This is a genomic window from Ruegeria sp. BHSC043, assembly GCF_059612985.1.
Map to the genome: position 1 here is coordinate 119,559 of NZ_JBXWRS010000002.1, position 19,996 is coordinate 139,554.

Annotated in this window: 25 protein-coding genes; 22 read left to right on the top strand and 3 right to left on the bottom strand. The window is 64.9% G+C overall.

What is annotated here, in order from left to right; all coding sequences use genetic code 11:
• The first annotated feature begins 108 nt into the window (after window positions 1-108).
• Window positions 109-627, top strand: a complete 519-nt coding sequence (locus AC2FMM_RS05635; protein WP_496711439.1) for a hypothetical protein — start codon at window positions 109-111, stop codon at window positions 625-627.
• Between the two features lie 128 nt (window positions 628-755).
• The gene (locus AC2FMM_RS05640; RefSeq protein WP_496681320.1) at window positions 756-1,328 is read left to right on the top strand and encodes a YceI family protein; all 573 of its coding nucleotides are present in this window, start codon (window positions 756-758) and stop codon (window positions 1,326-1,328) included.
• Window positions 1,329-1,401: 73 nt separating this feature from the next.
• On the opposite strand, the gene AC2FMM_RS05645 is transcribed toward AC2FMM_RS05640, so the two are convergent.
• Window positions 1,402-2,631 carry a cytochrome b/b6 domain-containing protein gene (locus tag AC2FMM_RS05645; RefSeq protein ID WP_496796028.1) on the bottom strand — a complete coding sequence of 410 codons (1,230 nt, stop codon included), beginning with the start codon at window positions 2,629-2,631 and terminating at the stop codon, window positions 1,402-1,404.
• A gap of 171 nt (window positions 2,632-2,802) precedes the next feature.
• Here AC2FMM_RS05645 and fabD point away from each other — a divergent pair, with 171 nt between their 5' ends.
• The 7 genes from fabD to mltG all read left to right on the top strand — a co-directional run bounded on the left by fabD (window position 2,803) and on the right by mltG (window position 9,131).
• Window positions 2,803-3,741 carry an ACP S-malonyltransferase gene (gene fabD / locus AC2FMM_RS05650; protein WP_496711441.1) on the top strand — a complete coding sequence of 313 codons (939 nt, stop codon included), beginning with the start codon at window positions 2,803-2,805 and terminating at the stop codon, window positions 3,739-3,741.
• 41 nt (window positions 3,742-3,782) lie between these two features.
• The gene (gene fabG / locus AC2FMM_RS05655; protein WP_496681068.1) at window positions 3,783-4,520 is read left to right on the top strand and encodes a 3-oxoacyl-[acyl-carrier-protein] reductase; all 738 of its coding nucleotides are present in this window, start codon (window positions 3,783-3,785) and stop codon (window positions 4,518-4,520) included.
• Between the two features lie 210 nt (window positions 4,521-4,730).
• Window positions 4,731-4,964, top strand: coding sequence for an acyl carrier protein (locus AC2FMM_RS05660; RefSeq protein ID WP_005982462.1), 234 nt, complete (start codon window positions 4,731-4,733; stop codon window positions 4,962-4,964).
• Window positions 4,965-5,103: 139 nt separating this feature from the next.
• Complete coding sequence (locus tag AC2FMM_RS05665) at window positions 5,104-5,643, top strand: GNAT family N-acetyltransferase (RefSeq protein ID WP_496686512.1); 540 nt, start codon at window positions 5,104-5,106, stop codon at window positions 5,641-5,643.
• A gap of 123 nt (window positions 5,644-5,766) precedes the next feature.
• Entirely contained in the window at window positions 5,767-6,510 is a 744-nt protein-coding gene (locus AC2FMM_RS05670; protein WP_496740805.1) for a 1-(5-phosphoribosyl)-5-[(5-phosphoribosylamino)methylideneamino]imidazole-4-carboxamide isomerase, read from the top strand.
• Window positions 6,511-6,704: 194 nt separating this feature from the next.
• Complete coding sequence (gene fabF / locus AC2FMM_RS05675) at window positions 6,705-7,970, top strand: beta-ketoacyl-ACP synthase II (RefSeq protein ID WP_496681077.1); 1,266 nt, start codon at window positions 6,705-6,707, stop codon at window positions 7,968-7,970.
• Window positions 7,971-9,131 (top strand): endolytic transglycosylase MltG, encoded by a 1,161-nt coding sequence (mltG, locus tag AC2FMM_RS05680; RefSeq protein ID WP_496740801.1) that lies wholly within the window; start codon window positions 7,971-7,973, stop codon window positions 9,129-9,131. It abuts the gene before it with no gap.
• 121 nt (window positions 9,132-9,252) lie between these two features.
• Here mltG and AC2FMM_RS05685 read toward each other — a convergent pair whose 3' ends face one another.
• Window positions 9,253-10,503 (bottom strand): DEAD/DEAH box helicase, encoded by a 1,251-nt coding sequence (locus AC2FMM_RS05685; RefSeq protein ID WP_496796029.1) that lies wholly within the window; start codon window positions 10,501-10,503, stop codon window positions 9,253-9,255.
• Between the two features lie 517 nt (window positions 10,504-11,020).
• On the opposite strand from AC2FMM_RS05685, the gene AC2FMM_RS05690 reads away from it, so the two are divergent.
• Both AC2FMM_RS05690 and AC2FMM_RS05695 read left to right on the top strand, forming a co-directional pair.
• Window positions 11,021-11,365, top strand: coding sequence for a hypothetical protein (locus AC2FMM_RS05690; protein ID WP_149774847.1), 345 nt, complete (start codon window positions 11,021-11,023; stop codon window positions 11,363-11,365).
• Complete coding sequence (locus AC2FMM_RS05695; protein ID WP_496796030.1) at window positions 11,274-12,644, top strand: DNA-packaging protein; 1,371 nt, start codon at window positions 11,274-11,276, stop codon at window positions 12,642-12,644. Before AC2FMM_RS05690 ends, AC2FMM_RS05695 begins: the two co-directional genes overlap by 92 nt.
• Here AC2FMM_RS05695 and AC2FMM_RS05700 read toward each other — a convergent pair whose 3' ends face one another.
• Window positions 12,645-13,448 (bottom strand): SDR family NAD(P)-dependent oxidoreductase, encoded by an 804-nt coding sequence (locus tag AC2FMM_RS05700; protein ID WP_496796031.1) that lies wholly within the window; start codon window positions 13,446-13,448, stop codon window positions 12,645-12,647.
• A gap of 231 nt (window positions 13,449-13,679) precedes the next feature.
• Between AC2FMM_RS05700 and AC2FMM_RS05705 the strand changes: the two genes are divergently transcribed.
• The 11 genes from AC2FMM_RS05705 to AC2FMM_RS05755 all read left to right on the top strand — a co-directional run bounded on the left by AC2FMM_RS05705 (window position 13,680) and on the right by AC2FMM_RS05755 (window position 19,985).
• Window positions 13,680-14,852 carry a phage portal protein gene (locus AC2FMM_RS05705; protein ID WP_496796032.1) on the top strand — a complete coding sequence of 391 codons (1,173 nt, stop codon included), beginning with the start codon at window positions 13,680-13,682 and terminating at the stop codon, window positions 14,850-14,852.
• Entirely contained in the window at window positions 14,845-15,069 is a 225-nt protein-coding gene (locus tag AC2FMM_RS05710; RefSeq protein ID WP_093962401.1) for a GTA head formation protein, RCAP_rcc01685 family, read from the top strand. The genes AC2FMM_RS05705 and AC2FMM_RS05710 overlap by 8 nt, the downstream gene beginning before the upstream one ends.
• Before the next feature lie 26 nt (window positions 15,070-15,095).
• Entirely contained in the window at window positions 15,096-15,641 is a 546-nt protein-coding gene (locus AC2FMM_RS05715) for an HK97 family phage prohead protease (protein ID WP_496796033.1), read from the top strand.
• Between the two features lie 34 nt (window positions 15,642-15,675).
• On the top strand, window positions 15,676-16,854 hold the full coding sequence (locus AC2FMM_RS05720) for a phage major capsid protein (protein WP_496796034.1): 1,179 nt from the start codon (window positions 15,676-15,678) through the stop codon (window positions 16,852-16,854).
• A gap of 177 nt (window positions 16,855-17,031) precedes the next feature.
• Window positions 17,032-17,631, top strand: a complete 600-nt coding sequence (locus AC2FMM_RS05725) for a head-tail connector protein (RefSeq protein ID WP_496796035.1) — start codon at window positions 17,032-17,034, stop codon at window positions 17,629-17,631.
• On the top strand, window positions 17,628-17,966 hold the full coding sequence (locus AC2FMM_RS05730) for a phage head closure protein (RefSeq protein WP_496681100.1): 339 nt from the start codon (window positions 17,628-17,630) through the stop codon (window positions 17,964-17,966). The genes AC2FMM_RS05725 and AC2FMM_RS05730 overlap by 4 nt, the downstream gene beginning before the upstream one ends.
• On the top strand, window positions 17,963-18,376 hold the full coding sequence (locus AC2FMM_RS05735) for a DUF3168 domain-containing protein (protein WP_496686487.1): 414 nt from the start codon (window positions 17,963-17,965) through the stop codon (window positions 18,374-18,376). The genes AC2FMM_RS05730 and AC2FMM_RS05735 overlap by 4 nt, the downstream gene beginning before the upstream one ends.
• 20 nt (window positions 18,377-18,396) lie before the next feature.
• Window positions 18,397-18,810 carry a phage major tail protein, TP901-1 family gene (locus tag AC2FMM_RS05740; RefSeq protein ID WP_496686484.1) on the top strand — a complete coding sequence of 138 codons (414 nt, stop codon included), beginning with the start codon at window positions 18,397-18,399 and terminating at the stop codon, window positions 18,808-18,810.
• Window positions 18,810-19,130 carry a gene transfer agent family protein gene (locus AC2FMM_RS05745; RefSeq protein WP_496796036.1) on the top strand — a complete coding sequence of 107 codons (321 nt, stop codon included), beginning with the start codon at window positions 18,810-18,812 and terminating at the stop codon, window positions 19,128-19,130. The genes AC2FMM_RS05740 and AC2FMM_RS05745 overlap by 1 nt, the downstream gene beginning before the upstream one ends.
• Window positions 19,127-19,336 (top strand): rcc01693 family protein, encoded by a 210-nt coding sequence (locus AC2FMM_RS05750; RefSeq protein WP_496796037.1) that lies wholly within the window; start codon window positions 19,127-19,129, stop codon window positions 19,334-19,336. The genes AC2FMM_RS05745 and AC2FMM_RS05750 overlap by 4 nt, the downstream gene beginning before the upstream one ends.
• The gene (locus AC2FMM_RS05755) at window positions 19,323-19,985 is read left to right on the top strand and encodes an RcGTA-type gene transfer agent tail tape measure protein (RefSeq protein ID WP_496711452.1); all 663 of its coding nucleotides are present in this window, start codon (window positions 19,323-19,325) and stop codon (window positions 19,983-19,985) included. The genes AC2FMM_RS05750 and AC2FMM_RS05755 overlap by 14 nt, the downstream gene beginning before the upstream one ends.
• Window positions 19,986-19,996 lie beyond the last annotated feature (11 nt).

The window sequence follows — 19,996 nt, forward strand, 5'->3', positions numbered from 1 at the left end:
CCATTAACACCCCGCCGCCCAATTCCTGACGCTTTTCGAGCCGACTCTTTCGACAAATCCGGCACCCACTGGGGCCACTGAACACGGACATGGACAGGGTAAAAGAAGATGGCGGTCACGAACACCAACACGTTCCAGCAGGCACAGACCGGCAAGGCCTATGAAAAATCGGTGCCGGTGCTGATCACCTTCGCTCCAAACTGGAAGGCGCGGCTGGTGCTGTTTCGCGTGGTCGGCGCAGCGCTGATCATCGCGGCTTTCTCGATGTGGCTGATGCCGGGGTCGATTTCCGGTGCAGAGGTCTGGGGGTTCAAGCTGACCGTCTCGATGCTGTTCCTACTGTTGGGGGTCAGCCTGCTGACGATAGAAGTGCTGGACCCGCGTCCCGACGCCTATTTCGATCCGATCCGTCGCGAAGTGCGGGTTTTGCAAAAAAATGAAAACGGTCGCCCCAAAACCGTTCTGCGCCGGTCCTACGAAAGCCTGGGCGGCGCCCGCTTTGCCGACGACCAGGTCGAACTGTTCGAGGTGGATGGCAGCCTGTTGATGAAGCTGCCCTTGCAATCGGCGGATGTCAGCCGAGCGCTCAAGGGTCAACTGAGCGGAAACGTGACGATTTTCGCCTGAAACTCGGTCTGTTCAAAAAAGAACAGAACTTGTGAGATTTAAATGGATTGTGTGCCGCCCATGGGCGGCACATTTTCTTTGGCAAGCAACCCAGTGGGTTTGCGTTTACATTATTTTTGGAGATCGACATGAAAACCACCCTTCTTGCAGCCGCGCTTGCCGCCACTGCCACCGCTGCCTTCGCCGCGCCCGAGAAATACGTTCTGGACTCCAGCCACAGCCAGGTGATCTTCAGCTACAATCATCTGGGCTTTTCGACCACCACCGGCATGTTCTCGGGCTTTGAGGGCGAGATCATGTTCGACCAGGAAGACCCCGCCGCGTCTAGCGTGACCGTGTCGATGCCGGTCATGTCGATGATCACCGGCTGGAAGCCGCGCGAAGATCACTTCATGTCCGAAGACTTCTTTGCAGCGACCGAGGACGAGATGGTAACTTTCACCTCGACCAGCATCGAGGTGACCGGTGAGACCACCGCCAAGATCACCGGCGACCTGACGTTGAACGGCGTGACCAAGCCGGTTGTTCTGGACGCCAAGCTGAACCAGGTGGGCGAGCACCCGATGGCCGGCAAGCCCTGGGCAGGCTTTGATGCGACCACGACACTGGTGCGCAGCGACTTCGGCCTGGGAAAGTTCGCGCCGTTCGTCAGTGATGAAGTTGCAATCCAGATTTCGATCGAGGCGCAGAAGGCCGACTGATCCGTTCCAGGATGTGAAAGAGAAAACCGCCGGCGGCCTGCGCCTCGGCGGTTTTTTCATGCACGCGGTGCGCTTATTCGGCGCTGCGCGTGGCGGTCAGATTGGCCGCGACGGTAACGCCAAAGGCCAGCGAATCCTCCTGTGGCAGGGTCTTGCCAATGCCGAAATCCAGCCGATTCAGATCGACCGAGCCTGACATCCGCGCTGTGTCGCCCTGCAGGTCAAGGGCGAAGGGCAGCACGATGTCGACGGACTGGTCGCGGATGGTTAAAGGGCCACGCGCCTCGTAGCCTGTCTCGGTCTTGACCAGATCGGCCTGGAACCGGGCGGTGGGAAATTGGGCAGCGTCGAAGAAATCGGGGGCCATGGCCTGATCTGTCACGCTGCCCAGGCTCAGCGAGCCGATCGACACCGTCACGTCCACGGTCCCCGCCGGCCCCGGCGCACCAGGGTCGTCGAAGGTGATGGCGGCCGTCCAATCGGCAAACCGGCCGGTCACCGGGTTGCCCAACTGGGTGATCGTGATCGCCAGTTCGCCGTCCTGCACCTGCCAGTCCGATTGAACCTCTGCCAATTCTGTAGAGCCAGCATCGGCCTGAGTCCCGGCGCCAAGCATCCCGGTCGCCCAGCCGCCCGCCAGTACCGCGACCCAGACGACCGCTGCCGCGGCTGCCGGCGCCGCAGAATGTGTCTGGTCGGGCGGGGTCGGCGCGTCGGACCGCCCCGGCAGCATCCGGCGCAGGGTCGAATCCTTATCGATGACGTGGTGCTTGAGCGCTCCCGCCACGTGCAGAAACACGGCGACCACCAGCACCAGCATGAACAGCCAATGCAGCGCGGCCATCAATTCGGCGAGGTGCGGAGATTTCGGCACCAGCGGCAGGTTCTGTCCGAATGGCCACAGGATGGGCGCAAAGCCCTCGGTCGCGGCATGGTCGATCCAGCCCGACAGCGGAACCAGCACCAAAGACCCGTACAGCAGCCAATGCACCGCATCGGCGGCGAAGGCCTCGGGCTTGTTGTCGGCGTTCAGCAGACCCGGCTTGGGTTGGCTGAGCGCCCACAGGATGCGCGCCAGTGCCACGAAGAACACCGTGATCCCGACGGTCTTGTGCAGCGAAAACAGGCGGGCGGCGCGGGCGATGTCGGCCTCGGACGAGGGGATCGCCGGGTCTGAGATCGCATGTGCCAGGTCATTGGCGATCCAGCCGAGCGGTAGCGCGGTAAAGATCAGCAGGGCTGTCACCCAGTGAAAGGTCTTGGTCACGCTGCCATAGCTAGCAGGGGTGTTGGTCAGGGGCATGGGTGGTACGCTCCGGAATTGGCTTCTGCGCCAAGGTAGCGGCCCCGCGGGGCGACACAATAGCGTGCTGCGCACAGACAGGGTGCCATAATGCAGAGTGCAGGCAAAGCTTGTGCCAGACCGCCACTCGGTTTACACCCCGCGCAACCTGACGTCATCCAAGAGGTCGCAATGACAATCGCGTTTGTTTTTCCGGGGCAGGGCGCCCAGACCATCGGCATGGGCAAGGCGCTGGCCGATACCTATCCCGCCGCCAAAGCCGTGTTCGACGAGGTGGACGAGGCGCTGGGCGAGAAGCTGAGTACCCTGATCTGGGAGGGCGACATCGAAACCCTGACCCTGACGCAGAACGCGCAGCCGGCGCTGATGGCCACGTCGATTGCGGCGATACGCGCGCTGGAGTCCGAGGGCGTTCAGGTCACTCGGGCGGCTTTCGTCGCGGGCCATTCCTTGGGTGAATATTCGGCTCTGGCTGCGGCCGGCGCGCTCAGCGTGGCCGACACGGCTCGCCTGTTGCGCACCCGCGGTCAGGCCATGCAAAGCGCCGTGCCGGTGGGCGAGGGCGCGATGGCTGCGATCTTGGGGCTGGACCTGGATGCGGTGCGTGCCGTGGCCGAGGAAGCGGCACAGGGCGACGTGTGCCAAGCCGCCAACGACAACGATCCCACGCAGGTCGTGGTGTCGGGGGCGAAGGCTGCCGTCGAACGCGCGGCCGAGATCGCGAAGGCAAAGGGCGCCAAGCGCGCCGTGATGCTGCCGGTCAGCGCCCCGTTCCATTGCGCCCTAATGCAGCCCGCCGCCGAAGTGATGGCCGAAGCGCTGGCAAGCGTCGAAATCAAGGCGCCGGCTGTTCCTCTGGTGGCCAATGTCCGCGCCGAGGCGGTGACCGATCCCGACCTGATCCGTCAATTGCTGGTCGAACAGGTCACCGGTTCGGTCCGCTGGCGCGAATCCGTTCAGTACATGGTGGCCCAGGGCGTGACCGAAGCTTGGGAGATAGGCGCGGGCAAGGCGCTGTCGGGCATGATCCGCAAGATCGATCGGGCCGTGGCCTGCACCGCCGTTGGCACGCCGGAAGACGTTCAAAAAGCGCTGCAGGCAGGCGAATAACCTAAAGTTGGTCCGACAGGACACTCGAAAAGGATGCAGGTATGTTTGATTTGACTGGAAAATGCGCCCTGATCACCGGGGCTTCGGGCGGGATCGGGGGCGAGATCGCACGCACCTTGCACGCCGCAGGGGCCACTGTGGGCCTGTCGGGCACGCGCGTAGAGCCGCTGCAGAAACTGGCGGATGAACTGGGCGAGCGTGCTCATGTCCTGCCGTGCAACCTGGGTGACGCCGAGGCCGTGGCCGCGCTGCCGAAGCAGGCCGCCGAGGCCATGGGGTCCGTTGATATTCTGGTCAACAACGCAGGGATAACCCGCGACAACATTTTCATGCGCATGTCTGATGAGGAATGGCAGAGCGTGATCGACGTGAACCTGACCGCGACCGCCAAGCTGTGCAAAGGCGTTCTGCGGGGCATGATGAAGGCGCGTTGGGGGCGCATCATCAACATCTCGTCCGTTGTCGGTGCAACCGGCAACCCGGGTCAGGTGAACTATGCCGCGTCCAAGGCGGGCATGGTCGGCATGACCAAGTCGCTGGCCTACGAGGTCGCAAGCCGGGGCATAACAGCAAATGCGGTTGCGCCGGGTTTCATCACGACCGCGATGACCGAAAAGCTGACCGACGACCAGAAGGCCGGCATCCTGGCGCAGGTGCCCGCCGGTCGGATGGGCGAACCGTCGGAAATCGCGGCGGCCGTGCTGTATCTGGCAAGCCCCGAGGCGGGCTATGTGACCGGAACCACCTTGCATGTGAACGGCGGCATGGCCATGTTGTAGGCGCATCGCGGGGCAGGTGCGAAAGCGTTTGCCTCTTGCGTCGTCTGTGCTATAGGCGGCGCATGTAATTAGGGGCCGGGCGTTCAGGTCGGCCTTCTACTTTCCCGGAGACCCGGGACCCAAACCGCCCGGATCGGGCAAATCAAGGCCACCCCGAGCGGGCAAGGGCAGAACCGGGCAGACCGCCCTGAAATGGAATGAGGAATAGACATGAGCGACGTCGCAGATCGCGTTAAAAAGATCGTTGTTGAGCACCTGGGTGTTGAAGAGGACAAAGTCACCGAGAACGCGTCCTTCATCGACGATCTGGGCGCGGACAGCCTGGACACCGTTGAACTGGTCATGGCTTTCGAAGAAGAGTTCGGCATCGAGATCCCCGATGATGCAGCCGAAACCATCCAGACCTTCGGCGACGCCGTGAAGTTCATCAGCGAAGCTTCCTGATCGCTTTGAATTATTGGGAAAACGGCGCTTCCGGGCAACGGAGGCGCCGTTTTTCTTTGCGCCGGCCATTTCCGGCTTGCCTCGCACGGCCAGGATTTGCTCTGCTCTGGATGTAGGCAGGTTCTGAACGGGCAAGGGCATGATAAGATCCACCCCGACGATCAATACCGCGCGGCTGACCCTGCGCGGGATGCGACCCGAGGATTTCGAGCGGTTCGCCCACATTTGGCGCGACCCGGATGTCGTGCGTCATATCGGCGGCAAGCCCCGCACACGCGGCGAGGCCTGGGATTCCTTTCTGCGCAATGCGGGCCATTGGCAGATGGCCGGGTTCGGCCAATGGGGCGTGCTGCTGCAATCGAATCGCACTTTGATAGGTCAGGCGGGGTTCTTTTTCGGCAACCGCTGTCTGGGCGAGGACTTCGACACCTTCCCCGAAGCCGGCTGGGTCCTGGCGCCCGAGGCGCATGGGCAAGGCTACGGGTTCGAGGCCGCGCAGGCCGCGCATGACTGGTTCGACCGGATCATGCCGGGCCCGCTGGTGGCGATGATAGATGCCGATCATCAGCCGTCGCAGCGACTGGCCGCCAGGCTGGGCTATGTCGCACTGCGCGAAACCCGGTTTCGCGACACGACCGTCAAACTGTTTCGTCGGGATGGCCCGCCCGCGCGTTTCTGAAACGCAACTTTCCGCTTGTTGCCGCAAATGGCTCTCAGTTTGCCGAAACTGGGAAGCGAAGGCCGTTGGCGGCCGCCTATGCTATCGTGGAAATCCGCAACGACTGGGCAGAGGAGTTGGCTGATGAGGATCTATCCCACGATGGAATTGCAGAATGGGCGGTGCGTAACCCTGGAAAAGGGCCGCCTGGACGAGGCGCTGATCTGGCATGTCGATCCGGTAGAAACCGCCCAAGGCTGGGCCGCGGCGGGGGCGGAATGGATGCACCTGACCGATTTCGACGCGATCGAAGGTTGCGACACGAACTCTGTGCTTGTCGAGCAGATCATCCGCAGCGCCGAACTGCCTGTTCAACTGGCGGGCGGGTTCCGCTCGCGCGAGCAGGTCGAGCGTTGGATCGACAAAGGGGCGGGCCGCATCGTAATCGGCACCCTGGCGGCGCGTGATCCCCATCTGTTCAAAGAGTTGGCCAAGCTATACCCAGACCAGATCGTGTTGGCCGTGGACGTGTGGCAGGGTTACGTGATGACGGACGGCTGGCGCACCCAAAGTGCGTTCACCCCGGAGGCTTTCATCGAAGCGTTTGCCGATGCTCCGCTGGCTGCCATTCTGGTCACCGATATCGACAGCGACATGGAGGATGTCGAGGCGCAGTTGGGCCTGATTTCGGGGCTGGCCGCGCATTCGCGCACACCGGTGATCGCCAGCGGCGTCGTGCGCAGCAGCGACGACATCTCGCGTCTGGCGTACATCCCCAATATCTCGGGTGCGTTGGTCGGGCGGGCGCTGTTCCGCAAGACGGTCGACTTGTCCGAGGCTTTGGCGGTAGCCAAAACCGCCCATGAACCTGTAGCGCAATTCCAGTAACGCAACAAATCCGTCCGGGCCGCCTCTGACAGGTTGTCGGGGGCAGTTCCTGTAGTTTTGCCTTTGCCGTGCGCGGTGTGCGCTGCGAGAGCAGGCGGCAAGCTGCCGGCGCGGAATACGCTGTTGCTCTTGCCCCCGGACCCCGGGCCGGGGTATGAGCGTGTCTCAAACAGCAAGCAGGCAAGAGGCATTTCATGCGCAGAGTCGTTGTAACCGGTCTGGGATTGGTCACTCCACTGGCCAGCGGGGTCGAGGAAACCTGGTCGCGGCTGCTGGCCGGCGAGTCGGGTGCCGGCCCGATCACCTTGTTCGATGCCGAAGCCGCAGGGGTCACCACGACCTATGCCTGCGAAGTGCCGCGTGGCGATGGCACCGACGGGACCTTCAACCCCGATGACTGGATGCCGCCCAAGGAACAGCGCAAGATCGAGGATTTCATCCTGTATTCGATCGCTGCGGCCGAGATGGCCTGCAAGGACGCGAACTGGCTGCCCGAGGACGAGGAAGAGCGTCTGCGCACCGGCGTTCTGATCGGGTCAGGCATCGGCGGTCTGGGCTCGATCGCTGAGACGGCCAATCTGATCCGCGACAAGGGTCCGCGCCGCGTGTCCCCGTTTTTCATCCCGGGCGCGCTGATCAACCTGGCCTCGGGTCAGGTCTCGATCCGCTTTGGCTTCAAGGGTCCGAACCATTCGGTCGTGACCGCCTGTTCGACCGGTGCCCACGCGATCGGCGATGCCAGCCGTATCATCCGCTCGGGCGATGCCGACGTGATGATCGCCGGCGGCGGCGAGGGCTGCATCTGCGAGATCGGTATTGCCGGCTTCAACGCCTGTAAGGCATTGTCGACCAAATATGCCGATAACCCCAAGGCCGCCAGCCGCCCCTATGACGTCGATCGCGACGGTTTCGTGATGGGCGAGGGCGCCGGAATCGTGGTTTTGGAAGAATACGAGCACGCCGTGGCCCGCGGCGCCAAGATCTATGCCGAGGTTCTGGGCTATGGCATGTCGGGCGACGCCTATCACATCACCGCGCCGGCCGAGGATGGCGACGGGGCGGAGCGCTCGATGAAGGCGGCGCTGCGCAACGCGGGGCTCGAGCCGAAGGATCTGGACTATATCAACGCGCATGGCACCTCGACCATGGCCGACACGATCGAATTGGCCGCGGTTGAACGCCTGCTGGGCGAATACGCTAGCAAGGCGACGATGAGTTCGACCAAATCGGCCACCGGTCACCTGCTGGGGGCCGCAGGCGCGATCGAGGCGATCTTCTCGATCCTGGCGATCCGCGATCAGGTGGCCCCGCCGACGATAAACCTGGACAACCCCGAGGTGGAAACGCCGATTGACCTGGCGCCGAATACCAAGCGCGAGCGTGAAATAAACGTGGCGCTGTCGAACTCGTTTGGGTTCGGCGGTACCAATGCCAGTGTGATTTTCGGAAAGGCGAAATAGATGTGGCGCGCGCTGGCCTCGAACATGCTGACCCTGCTGGTGGTCGGGATGTTCCTGCTGGGCGGGCTGATCCTGTGGGGGCAGTCGCAGTACAAGGCTGAAGGCCCTCTGGAAACCGCGATCTGCCTGCAGGTCAAAAGCGGTAGCAACATGACCGGCGTCAGCCGCCAGTTGGAAGATCAGGGCGCGATCAGCAGTGCCACGATCTTTCGCTTGGCCGCCGACTACACAGACAAGGCGCAGCGGCTGAAGGCGGGCAGCTTTCTGATCCCCGAAGGTGCCTCGATGGCCGAGATCATCGACGAGATCACCCGCAGCGGCGCCAGCACCTGTGGCACCGAGATCGAATATCGCATCGGCGTGACCCGGACGCAGATCCGCGTGCGTGAACTGGACCCGGCGACGCTGGAGTTTGTCGAGATCGCCTTGTTCGTGGTGGGTGAAGAGGACGCGCCGGAGATCTACCAGGAAAAGCGGAACAATCCTGACACGCGCTATCGCGTGTCCGTGGCCGAGGGTGTGACCAGCTGGCAGGTGGTCGAGGGGCTGAAGGCGGCGGACGCGTTGACCGGAGAGGTGGCCGAACTGCCGCCCGAAGGCATGCTGGCCCCCGACAGCTATGAGATTTCGCCCGGTGACGACCGCACCGCGCTGCTGCAACAGATGCAGGACAAACAGCAGACCCGCATCGCTCAGGTCTGGGAGACCCGTCAAGACGGTCTGCCGATCGAGACGCCGGAGGAGATGCTGATCCTGGCCTCGATCATCGAGAAGGAGACCGGCATCCCGGAAGAGCGCGGCCAGGTGGCCAGCGTGTTCATCAACCGTTTGCGCAAGGGCATGAAGCTGCAGACCGATCCCACGGTGATCTATGGTGTGACCAAGGGGCAGGGCGTTCTGGGCCGGGGTCTGCGGCGCAGCGAACTGCGGCGGGCGACCCCGTGGAACACCTATCTGATCGATGGATTGCCGCCCACGCCGATTGCCAACCCGGGACTGGCCAGCTTGCAGGCCGCCGTCGCACCGGACGAGACCGACTATGTCTTCTTCGTGGCTGATGGAACCGGCGGACATGCCTTTGCGGAAACTCTGCAGGAGCACAACCGCAATGTCGCCAAGTGGCGTGAGATCGAGGCCGAAAGGAACGGGTCGGGGAACTGATCCGCGCGGGCCCGAGCAAGGGTGATCAGGCCGAATAAGACGATCTGTCTGGTTTGAACGTTCGACGAGTATTCAGGACTCGATGGCCGGCGCGCATGGGGGCATGCGCGCCGGTCTTTTGTTACGCCGCCGATTTGCGGCGCGGACGGCGCCGACGGTTCGCAGCGCAATTTGCGCCTTGCGGCTTTGGCCCACGGCGCCGATTGCGCTGACGTCCACCGGGTTTGGCAGTGGCCGCGGCCTCGGGGGCCGTTCCGCTGGCCACGGGAATTTCGATCTTCATCAGCTTCTGAATTTGACGCAGCAGATCGTATTCATCCGGGGCGCAGAAGGCGATGGCTTCGCCTTCGCGACCCGCACGCGCGGTGCGGCCGATTCGGTGGACATAGTTGTCGGGCACCTCGGGCAGGTCATAGTTGATCACATAGGCCACCCCCGGAATGTCGATGCCGCGGGCTGCCACATCGGTGGCGACCAGCACGGTGATCTCGCCCTCGCGGAAGGCTTTGATGGCGCGGTCGCGCTGGCCCTGGCTTTTGTTGCCGTGGATCGAGGCGGCGTTGTAGCCGTCGGCCACCAGCCCCTTCATCAGCTTTTCCGCGCCGTGCTTGGTGCGCGAAAACACCAGCGTCAGGGCCTCGGTGTCGCGCGAGAGGATCTCGCGCAGCTTGGCGGGTTTTCCCGGCTTTTCAACGAAATGCACCGACTGGGTGATCTTGTCGGCCGCCTTGCCCGGAGGCGAGACCTGCACCCGTTGCGGGTTGGTCAGGTAGGCGCGGCTGAGCTCCTCCATCTGTTTCGGCATGGTGGCCGAGAACAGCATGGTCTGGCGCGGCGTGCCCAGTTCGGGCGCGATCCGGCGCAGCGCGTGGATGAAGCCCATGTCGAGCATCTGGTCGGCCTCGTCCAGCACCAAGTGCCGGACTTGGCCGAGATCCACCGCGCCGCGCTCCATCAGGTCGATCAGGCGCCCGGGGGTGGCGACGAGGATGTCGGTGCCGCGCGACAGGAACATGACCTGCTTGTTGATCGACTGCCCGCCGACGACGGTAGCCACGCGCAGTTTCGTCTTTTTGGTGAGCGTGCGCAGGCTGTCGGCGATCTGGTTCACCAGCTCGCGGGTGGGGGCGAGGATCAGGGCCTTGGCGGTTTTCGGCGCCGGTTTGCCGGGCTGGGCCAGAAGGTGGTCGATCAGCGGCAGGCCAAAGGCCAGCGTCTTGCCGGTGCCGGTCTGGGCGAGGCCCAGGATGTCATGACCTTCCAGGGCCAGCGGGATGGCCTGGTTCTGGATCGGGGTCGGTTGGGTGAATTTGGCGCGTTCAAGCGCGTCGTTCAGTGCTGGCGCAAGGCCAAGCATGTCGAAATCGAACAAGTAGTCTTCCTTTGTGGTCCGCGCCTGCATCTGCAACGCGCGAAGAGAGTCACTGATCGCGCGGGATGCGCGACCGGCAGGGGTTGTGCGTGGCCTCGGGATCAGCAGGCGAATCCTGCGGCATCCGGCCGACGCGTCGAGAACCCTGCGTGAATGGGAACTGGAGATATGGGGCGCTGTCGGACCTCGGTTCTGGTCCGCGTGCTCACGCGGCAGCGCTGCGGGACACATGAGGGCTGCGGCGTGGAATGTCAAGCCGCGTCGGCGGATTGGTGTGGAGCGGCGGCTTGTGTGGTATCTGGGCTGTGCCGTGTGAGGGGGTGGAAATTGAGATTTTGTTAACCCCGACAGTGCGCTACCCGTTGCGCGCTGTTGCGCGTCACCTTGACATGGCGCACTGTTTCGCGTATAAGTTGTGTCATGCTAGAAGAAGTGGGCGACGGCCCCGGGGCAACCCGGCGGCCGTTTTTCATTTCTCTCGTGCGGAGATCACTCACGCATGAGGTCACAGGCAAACATGACTTTGATTACCCCGGAAGAGCGGATGTCCCGGACGGCCGAGCTGTTGCAGTCGTTGGAGGTATCCATTCGCGGTTTGCGGCAAGCGGCGGAAGACCTGCGCAGGCGGATCGAGGCCGGGGAGGATGCAGACCTGGCGAGTTCAGCCAGACAACTCGGGCAGCTAGAGGGGCTGATCCGAAGTTGCCAGAAAGTGGAGACAAGCTTTGTCGAACAATGTCACAGACAAGCGGGAATTGCCCAAGGCGGCTATGCGCTCGACCTGGAGCGGGCCCGATCTGAGATCGGGTGCCGATTGGCTCGCCTCCGCGCCTGCTGCGGTGCGGGACAGATTTCTGAGTGAGATCGGGGAGGGGGGGCTGTGTGCCCTCCCTTTCCTGTTCGAGTTCTGGGCGCTGCCGCATCAGCTGCCGCCCGAGGGTGACTGGCGGTCCTGGGTGATCATGGGCGGGCGCGGCGCGGGCAAGACGCGCGCCGGGGCTGAATGGGTGCGATCCATGGTCGAGGGGGCCAAGCCGTTTGATGAGGGTGAGGCCCGGCGCGTGGCGCTGGTGGGCGAGACCTTTGACCAGGTGCGCGACGTGATGATCTTTGGCGACAGCGGGATCATGCAGTGCTCTCCGCCCGACCGGCGGCCGCAGTGGAAGGCATCGGAACGCAAGCTGGTCTGGCCCAACGGGGCCGAGGCGCAGGCCTTTTCGGCGCATGATCCCGAGGGGCTGCGGGGGCCGCAGTTTGACGCGGCCTGGGTGGATGAGCTGGCCAAGTGGAAAAAGGCGGGCGAGACCTGGGACATGCTGCAATTCGCGTTGCGGCTGGGCGAGCGGCCGCGGGTCTGCGTGACCACGACGCCGCGCAACGTGAAGGTTTTGAAGGATCTGCTGGCGGCGCCGTCGACGGTGATGACCCATGCGCCGACCGAGGCGAACCGGGCCAACCTGGCGGAATCCTTTTTGCAGGAGGTACGGGCGCGTTATGCGGGCACGCGGCTGGGGCGGCAGGAGTTGGACGGGGTGCTGCTGGCCGATGCCGAGGGGGCGTTGTGGACCGGTTCGATGCTGGATGCGGCGCGGGTCAAGGCGGTGCCCGAGCTGGACCGCGTGGTGGTGGCGCTGGACCCGGCGGTGACGGGCGGATCGGGCGCGGATGCCTGCGGGATCGTGGTGGTCGGCGCGCAGGTGCAGGGGCCGCCCGAGGACTGGCGCGCCTATGTGCTGGCCGACCGGACGGTGCAGGGCGTTGGCCCGGCGGGCTGGGCGCGCGCGGCGATTGATGCGATGGACGAATTCGGGGCCGAGCGGCTGGTGGCCGAGGTCAACCAAGGCGGGCAGTTGGTCGAAGAGGTGGTGCGGCAGGTGGACCCTCTGGTCCCGTTCCGGGCGGTGCGGGCCTCGCGTGGGAAGGTGGCGCGGGCCGAGCCGGTGGCGGCGCTGTATGAGCAGGGGCGGGTGTTCCATGCGGCCGGGCTGGACGCGCTCGAGGAGCAGATGTGCCAGATGACCGCGCGTGGGTTCGAGGGGCAGGGCTCGCCCGATCGGGTCGATGCGCTGGTCTGGGCGCTGCATGAGTTGGTGGTGGGGCCGGCAGCGGCCTACCAGCGGCCGAGGGTGCGGGTTTTGTGATCAGCCCTCGCGCTTTTCGAACTTCGCGAAGGCCTCGGCATAGTCGGGGTGCCAGCGCGAGAGGGCGGGGCGGTTGTGAATGATGTCCTCGGCGGCCCATTGAACGCGACGGCGGTCGCGTTCGGCATCGACGTCGTTGTCGGGGCAGAGGATGTAGAAATCGCCCTGGGCGATGCGGTCCAGGAAATAGTCGACGGTCTGCTCGCTGGTCCAGGCGGCGGCTGGTTTTTCCGGCAGGAATGACGCGACCATGCCGGTATAGGTAAAGCCCGGAACGAAGAGATGCGCGGAGATCGGTGCGCCGGCCTCGCGCAGCTCGTGCGCGAGCTGTTCGGTCAGCGTTTTGACGGCGGCCTTGGACACGTTGTAGCCGGGGTTGCCCGGCGGGGTGGTGATCCCCTGCTTTGACCCGGTGTTGATGACGACCGCCGGGCGGTCAGCCTCGATCATGTGGGGCAAAAAGGCTTGGACGCCGCGCAGCACACCCAGAAAGTTCACGTCGAGAATTTTCTGCCAGTTGTCGAATGACTCCCATGTTTTCGTCGGCAGGCTGATCCCTGCATTGTTCATCAAAACGGCGACTTGCCCGGCGGCGAGAGCTGTATCAGCCAGGTTTTCCATGTCGGCTTGAGAGGTGACATCCGTCGGCACCGCGGTGATGTTTACCGCGTCAAAGCCTGCTTTGAGGTCTTCCGTCGTTTCGTCGAGCGCCTGTCCCGGAAGGTCGGCGAGTATGACGTCCAGCCCGGCTTGAGCAAAACGCTGTGCCGCGACGCGCCCGACTCCGCTGGCGGCGCCGGTCACGACGGCGATCCCGCCGGTTTCAATTGCACGTTTGTACATGACTGGTCCCTCCTGATAGATTGACGACGAGGGTAGCGCATTTCTGGTTGATGCCGAGGTAAAACCTGAAGGCATAGGCTCCGACGCCGTTGCGCAACCGCCGTACGCCCCATTCCCGAGGCTTAAAGATCTTTCCGTCATAACTCCTTTCAACAAGCCGGGCAGAGCGGCGGCAGAAAGGAGCATCTGGACATGGTATTCGATTTCTTGCGTCGTGGATCGGCTGAGAAGGCCCCCGAGGCAAAAGTAAGCGCAGCCGGGCCGGTGGTGGCTTGGCAGACCGGCGGTCGCGTTGCCTGGAGCCTGCGGGACACAGCCTCGCTGACGCGCTCGGGGTTTTCCGGCAACCCGGTGGGGTTCCGGTCGGTCAAGCTGATTGCCGAGGCCGCGGCGGCGCTGCCTCTGGTGCTGCAGGACGACGCGCAACGGTACGAGACGCACCCGGTTCTGCGTCTGATGCGCCGTCCGAACGCGGCGCAGGGCAAGGCCGAGCTGCTGGAGGCGCTGTTCGGGCAGTTGCTGCTGTCGGGCAACGCCTATGTCGAGGCGGTGCAGGCCGAGGGCGGGCTGCCGGTCGAGCTGCATGTGCTGCGCTCGGACCGGATGAGTGTGGTGCCGGGGGCGGATGGCTGGCCCAGGGCCTATGACTACACCGCCGGGGGCAAGACGCACCGGTTCCCGGCCGAGGCCATCTGCCACATCAAGTCGTTCCACCCGCAGGATGACCACTATGGCTTTTCGCCCCTGCAGGCGGCGGCGATGGCGATCGACGTGCACAACAGCGCCTCGCGCTGGTCGAAATCGCTGTTGGACAATGCCGCGCGGCCCTCGGGGGCGCTGGTGTGGAAGGGCGGCGACGGGCAGGGCGTGATGGCCGAGGAACAATTCCGCCGTCTGAGCGACGAGATCGAGGCAAACTATCGCGGCGCGCGCAACGCCGGGCGTCCGATGGTTCTGGAAGGCGGGCTGGATTGGAAGCCGATGGGCTTTTCGCCCTCGGACATGGAGTTTCAGAAGACCAAGGAAGCCGCCGCCCGCGAGATCGCGCTGGCCTTTGGTGTCCCGCCGATGCTGCTGGGGATCCAGGGCGACGCGACCTATTCGAACTATCAGGAGGCCAACCGGGCGTTCTATCGCCTGACCGTTCTGCCCCTGGTGACGCGGGTGGCGGCGGCGTTGTCGGACTGGCTGTCGGGCTTTACCGGCGAAGATCTGGTGCTGAAGCCCGATCTGGACCAGGTGCCGGCGCTGGCGGCGGAACGCGATGCGCAATGGGCGCGGGTGGCCAATGCCGATTTCCTGACCGATGCCGAAAAGCGCGCTCTGCTGGGCCTGCCGGCGCTGGCGGAGACGGCGGATGGCTGACACGCCGGGATACCCGCCCTTTGACTGCGCGCCGGGCCTGCGCCTGGCCGCGCACGAGAGGGTGGCCGAGATCCAGCATGCGCATCTGTGCAGGCGGCTGGATCAGATCGAGGAAATGATGGAACGGCTGGAGCGGCGGTTGTGGCTGACGGTCTATGGCGTGGCGGCGGTGATCCTAGCGCAGGCGTTCCAGTCATTCCTGACGGTAGCGCCATGAATTCAGTGGCTTACGAGGAGTTTTTCATGGATTTGGAACGCAAGTTCGCGCGGTTCGGCGATGGGCTGTCGGTGACCGAGGACGCGGTGATCGAGGGCTATGCCAGCCTGTTCGGCCTGGTCGATCAAGGCCGCGACGTGGTGCAGAAAGGTGCCTATGCCGTATCGCTGGCCGGGCTGAGGGCGGCCGGTCAGCGGGTCAAGATGCTCTGGCAGCACGATCCGACGCAGCCCATCGGCGTGTGGGACGAGGTGCGCGAGGACGAGCGCGGCCTGTGGGTCAAGGGGCGGTTGCTGGAAAGCACCCAAAAGGGGCGCGAAGCGGCCGAGCTGATCCGCGCGGGTGCGCTGGACGGGCTGTCGATCGGCTATCGCACAAAGCGGGCCGTGAAGGATGACAAGGGCCGGCGGCTCTTGACGGAACTGGAGCTGTGGGAGGTGTCGCTGGTGACCTTCCCGATGCTGCCCAGTGCGCGGGTGGCGGCAAAGGGGACGGACCCCGATGCCGAGGACACCTGGCGCAGTATTGCCGAGGTGTTCGAGAACGCCCGGCAGGAGCTGGCGCGAACCTAGCGCGCCTCAACCCCCACCCAGAAAGGAAGTGCTGATGAGCAAGACCGAGACCGCGGCCTTGACCGGAGAGGGTGTGCCCCTGGTTCAGGAGGTGAAGCAGGCGATGGCTGGCTTCGTGAGTGAATTCAAGGGCCTGAAGGCTGAAGTTCAACATAAACTGCAACAGACAGAAGAGCGACTGACCATGCTGGATCGTAAATCAACCATTGCGGCGCGCCCGCATCTTGCGGCCTCGACCCTGGAGGAAGCGCCGCACCAGAAGGCCTTTGACGCCTATGTGCGCTCGGGCGACGACGATGCCCTGCGCGGGCTGGAGATGGAGGCCAAGTCGCTGTCGACGGCCGTCAACAGCGATGGCGGTTACCTAGTCGATCCGCAGACCGCCGAGACGATCAAGTCGGTGCTGAAATCCACCGCGTCGATCCGCTCGATCGCGTCGGTCGTGAATGTCGAGGCCAATTCGTTCGACGTGCTGATCGACCACACCGATGTGGGCGCGGGCTGGGCCGATGAAGCCGCGGCCGCCTCCGAGACCGGCACCCCGTCGATCGACCGCATCTCGATCCCGCTGCACGAGCTGAGCGCGCTGCCCAAGGCCTCGCAGCGGCTGCTGGATGACAGCGCATTCGACGTCGAGGGCTGGCTGGCGGGCCGTATCGCCGACAAGTTCGCCCGCGCCGAGGCGGCGGCCTTCATCAACGGCGACGGCATCGACAAGCCCAAGGGCATTCTGAGCCATCCGGCGGTGGACAATGATGTCTGGACCTGGGGCAACCTGGGCTATGTGCCCACCGGTGTCGCGGGCGGCATCGATGCGGATGCGATCGTTGACGTGGTCTATGCGCTAGGCGCGCAGTACCGCGTGAATGGCACCTTCGTGATGAACTCGAAAACCGCGGGTGTAATCCGCAAGCTCAAGGATGCCGACGGCCGCTTCCTGTGGTCGGATGGCCTGGCCGCGGGTGAGCCTGCGCGACTGATGGGTTATCCGGTGCTGATCGCCGAGGACATGCCGGATCCGGGCACCGACAGCTTCTCGATCGCCTTCGGTGACTTCTCGGCCGGCTATACCATCGCCGAACGCCCCGACCTGCGCGTGCTGCGCGACCCGTTCAGCGCCAAGCCGCATGTCCTGTTCTACGCCACCAAGCGCGTGGGTGGCGACATCAGCGACTTTGCCGCGATCAAGCTGGTGAAATTCGGCACCGCCTAAGCGGTGACGGATCCGGGGGGCCGGTGGGCCGGTCCCTCGGGCGGCGGGCGCGGGCCGGGGTGAGATCCCCCGCGTTGTCTAGCTGCTCCCCTCCGTCCGAGCAACGTGGGGCGGCACGTGCCCGCCATTTTCCAAGGATGCGGCCCCCGGAGGGGTCCGAGATTGCGGAGTGAATGGATGATGTTGATCGAAGAAACCGCCATCGCGGATGCGGCGCTGCCGGTGGATCAGTTCAAGGCGCATCTGCGGCTGGGCACGGGATTTGCCGAGCCCAGCCTGCAGGATGACGTGTTGAAAGGGTTCCTGAGGGCGGCGATGGCCGCGATCGAGGCGCGCACGGGCAAGGTGCTGATATCGCGCAGTTTCACATGGACGCTAAGCCGGTGGCGCAACGACGCGGGCGAGGTCCTGCCGGTTGCGCCGGTGACGAGTATCGACGCGGTGATGCTGACCGACGCGCTGGGCGCCCAGCAGGTGGTGGCGCCCGGCACCTACCGCCTGGAGCGGGACAGCCAGCGTCCCTGCCTGCGGCCGATGGGGGCTCGCCTGCCCGCCATTCCCACCGGTGGAGAGGCGACTATCGCGCTGACGGCCGGGATGGCGGCGGACTGGGGCGGACTGCCGGCCGATCTGGGGCAAGCGGTGCTGCTGCTGGCGGCGCATTACTATGAGTATCGCGACGAGACCAGCCTGAGTGACGGCTGCATGCCTTTCGGCGTGACCAGCCTGATCCAGCGCTATCGCATGGTGCGCTTCGGCGCGGGGGTGATGCAATGAGCGCGCCCCGTCTGAACCGGCAGCTGGTGCTGGAGGCCCCGGTGCGGGTAGCCGACGGTGCGGGCGGCTATGCCGAGACATGGACGCCGCTGGGCACGCTGTGGGCCGAGGTGACCGCCCGGACCGGCACCGAGCGCGCGGTCGCGAATGTGCCAGTGTCGCGCGTGAGTTACCGCATCGTTGTGCGCGGCGCGCCCGAGGGGTCGTCGATGCGCCCGGCGCCCGATCAGAGGTTTCGCGAGGGCGAGCGGCGCTTCGTGATCCGTGCCGTGGCCGAATACGACGCGGCCGGGCGCTATCTGACCTGTTTCGCGGATGAGGAGGTGGCGGCATGAGCTATGGCGTTTCGGCGGCGCTGCAGGCGGCGGTGTTCCAGCAATTGGTGGCGGATGCCCAGGTGGGCGCGCTGAGCGGCGGCGCGATCTATGACGCGGTGCCTTCGGGGACGGTTCCTCAGACCTACGTGACGCTTGGCCCCGAAGAGGTGCGCGAGGCTTCGGACAAGACGGGGCAGGGCACTTTGCATCGCTTCACCGTATCTGTGGTCTCGGAGGCCGCCGGGTTCGGCGCGGCCAAGACGCTGGCTGGGGCCGTGTGCGACGCGCTGGACGACGCCGCATTGACGCTGGATCGGGGGCGGCTGGTGGGGCTGTGGTTCGAGCGGGCCTCGGCCCGGCGCACCGGGACCGGCGGCGCGATCCGGCAGATCGACCTGAGATTCCGCGCCCGCGTGGAAGACAACTAAGCAATCAATGGAGAGAGCATATGGGTGCCCAGAACGGTAAGGACCTGCTGGTCAAGGTGGACATGAACGGCACGGGTCTGTTCGAAACAATCGCGGGGCTGCGGGCCACGCGTATCAGTTTCAACGCCGAAAGCGTGGATGTCACCACGTTGGAAAGCCAGGGCGGCTGGCGCGAGTTGCTGTCGGGGGCGGGGGTCAAGTCGGCCTCGATTTCCGGATCGGGCGTGTTCAAGGACGCCGGCACGGATGAACGCGCGCGGCAGTTGTTCTTTGATGGTGAAACGCCCGCCTTCCAGGTGATCATCCCCGATTTCGGCATCGTCGAAGGCCCGTTCCAGGTGACCGGGATCGAGTATGCGGGCTCGCACAATGGCGAGGCGACCTATGAGATGAGCCTGGCCAGCGCCGGCGCCCTGACCTTTGTGGCGCTGTGATGGTCAATCCGTGGGCGGGAGAAGTGGCGCTGGTGATCGATGGCCAGCGCCGGTTGCTAAAGCTGACGCTGGGCGCGTTGGCCGAGCTGGAGCAGGAGCTGGGCGCAGGGTCGCTGGTGGAGCTGGTGCAGCGGTTCGAGAGCGGCGCCTATTCCAGCGGTGACGTGCTGGCGCTGATCCTGGCGGGGCTGCGCGGAGGCGGGGCGGATGTGACCCGCGCCGACATGCTGCGGGCCGAGATCGAGGGCGGCCCGATGGCCGCGGCGCGGGCGGCGGCCGAGCTGCTGGCGCGGGCCTTCATGGTGCCGGGTGAGTCATGAGCGGCTTTGACTGGCCCGGCCTGATGCGGGCCGGGCTGCACGGGCTGCGGCTGACGCCGGATCAGTTCTGGCGTCTGACCCCGGCCGAACTGCGGCTGATGCTGGGGCAGGGACGCGGGATTCCGGCGATGAACCGGGCGCGGCTGGACAAGCTGCTGGCCGCCTGGCCCGACAAGATACGAGGAGAGCGTGATGGCGGAAAATGACGGGTTTGACGACCTGCAGGAGCGCGGCGAGGCGCTGGGCGATGCCCTGGGCGATGCCGCCACGATGGCGGCGGCCTTCGATGCCCAGATGAAGCGGATCAGCGCCGCTTTTGAAGAGACCGGGAAGGATGTCGCCACCTTGGAACGCGGCATGTCAACCGGGCTGCGTAAGGCATTCGACGGCGTGGTTCTGGACGGCATGAACCTGTCGGAGGCGCTGGACGTTCTGAAGAATTCGATGATCCGCACGGCCTATTCGGCAGCGATCAAGCCGGTGACGGATCATTTCGGTGGCATGCTGGCCAATACGGTCGGCGGCTTGGTGCAGGGGCTGCTGCCCTTTGCCGACGGTGGCAGTTTCGCCCAGGGGCGCGTCATGCCCTTTGCCAATGGCGGCGTGGTCACCGGGCCCACCATGTTTCCGATGCGCGGTGCGACCGGGTTGATGGGCGAGGCCGGCCCCGAGGCGATCATGCCGCTGGCGCGTGGACCCGACGGCAAGCTGGGCGTGCGCAACTCCGGCGGCGGACGGGCGGTGAACGTGGTGATGAACATCACCACACCCGACGTTCAGGGCTTTCGCCGCAGCCAAGGCCAGATCGCAGCCCAGATGAGCCGTGCCCTGGGGCGCGGCAATCGCAACCGGTAGTTTGGGGAGCA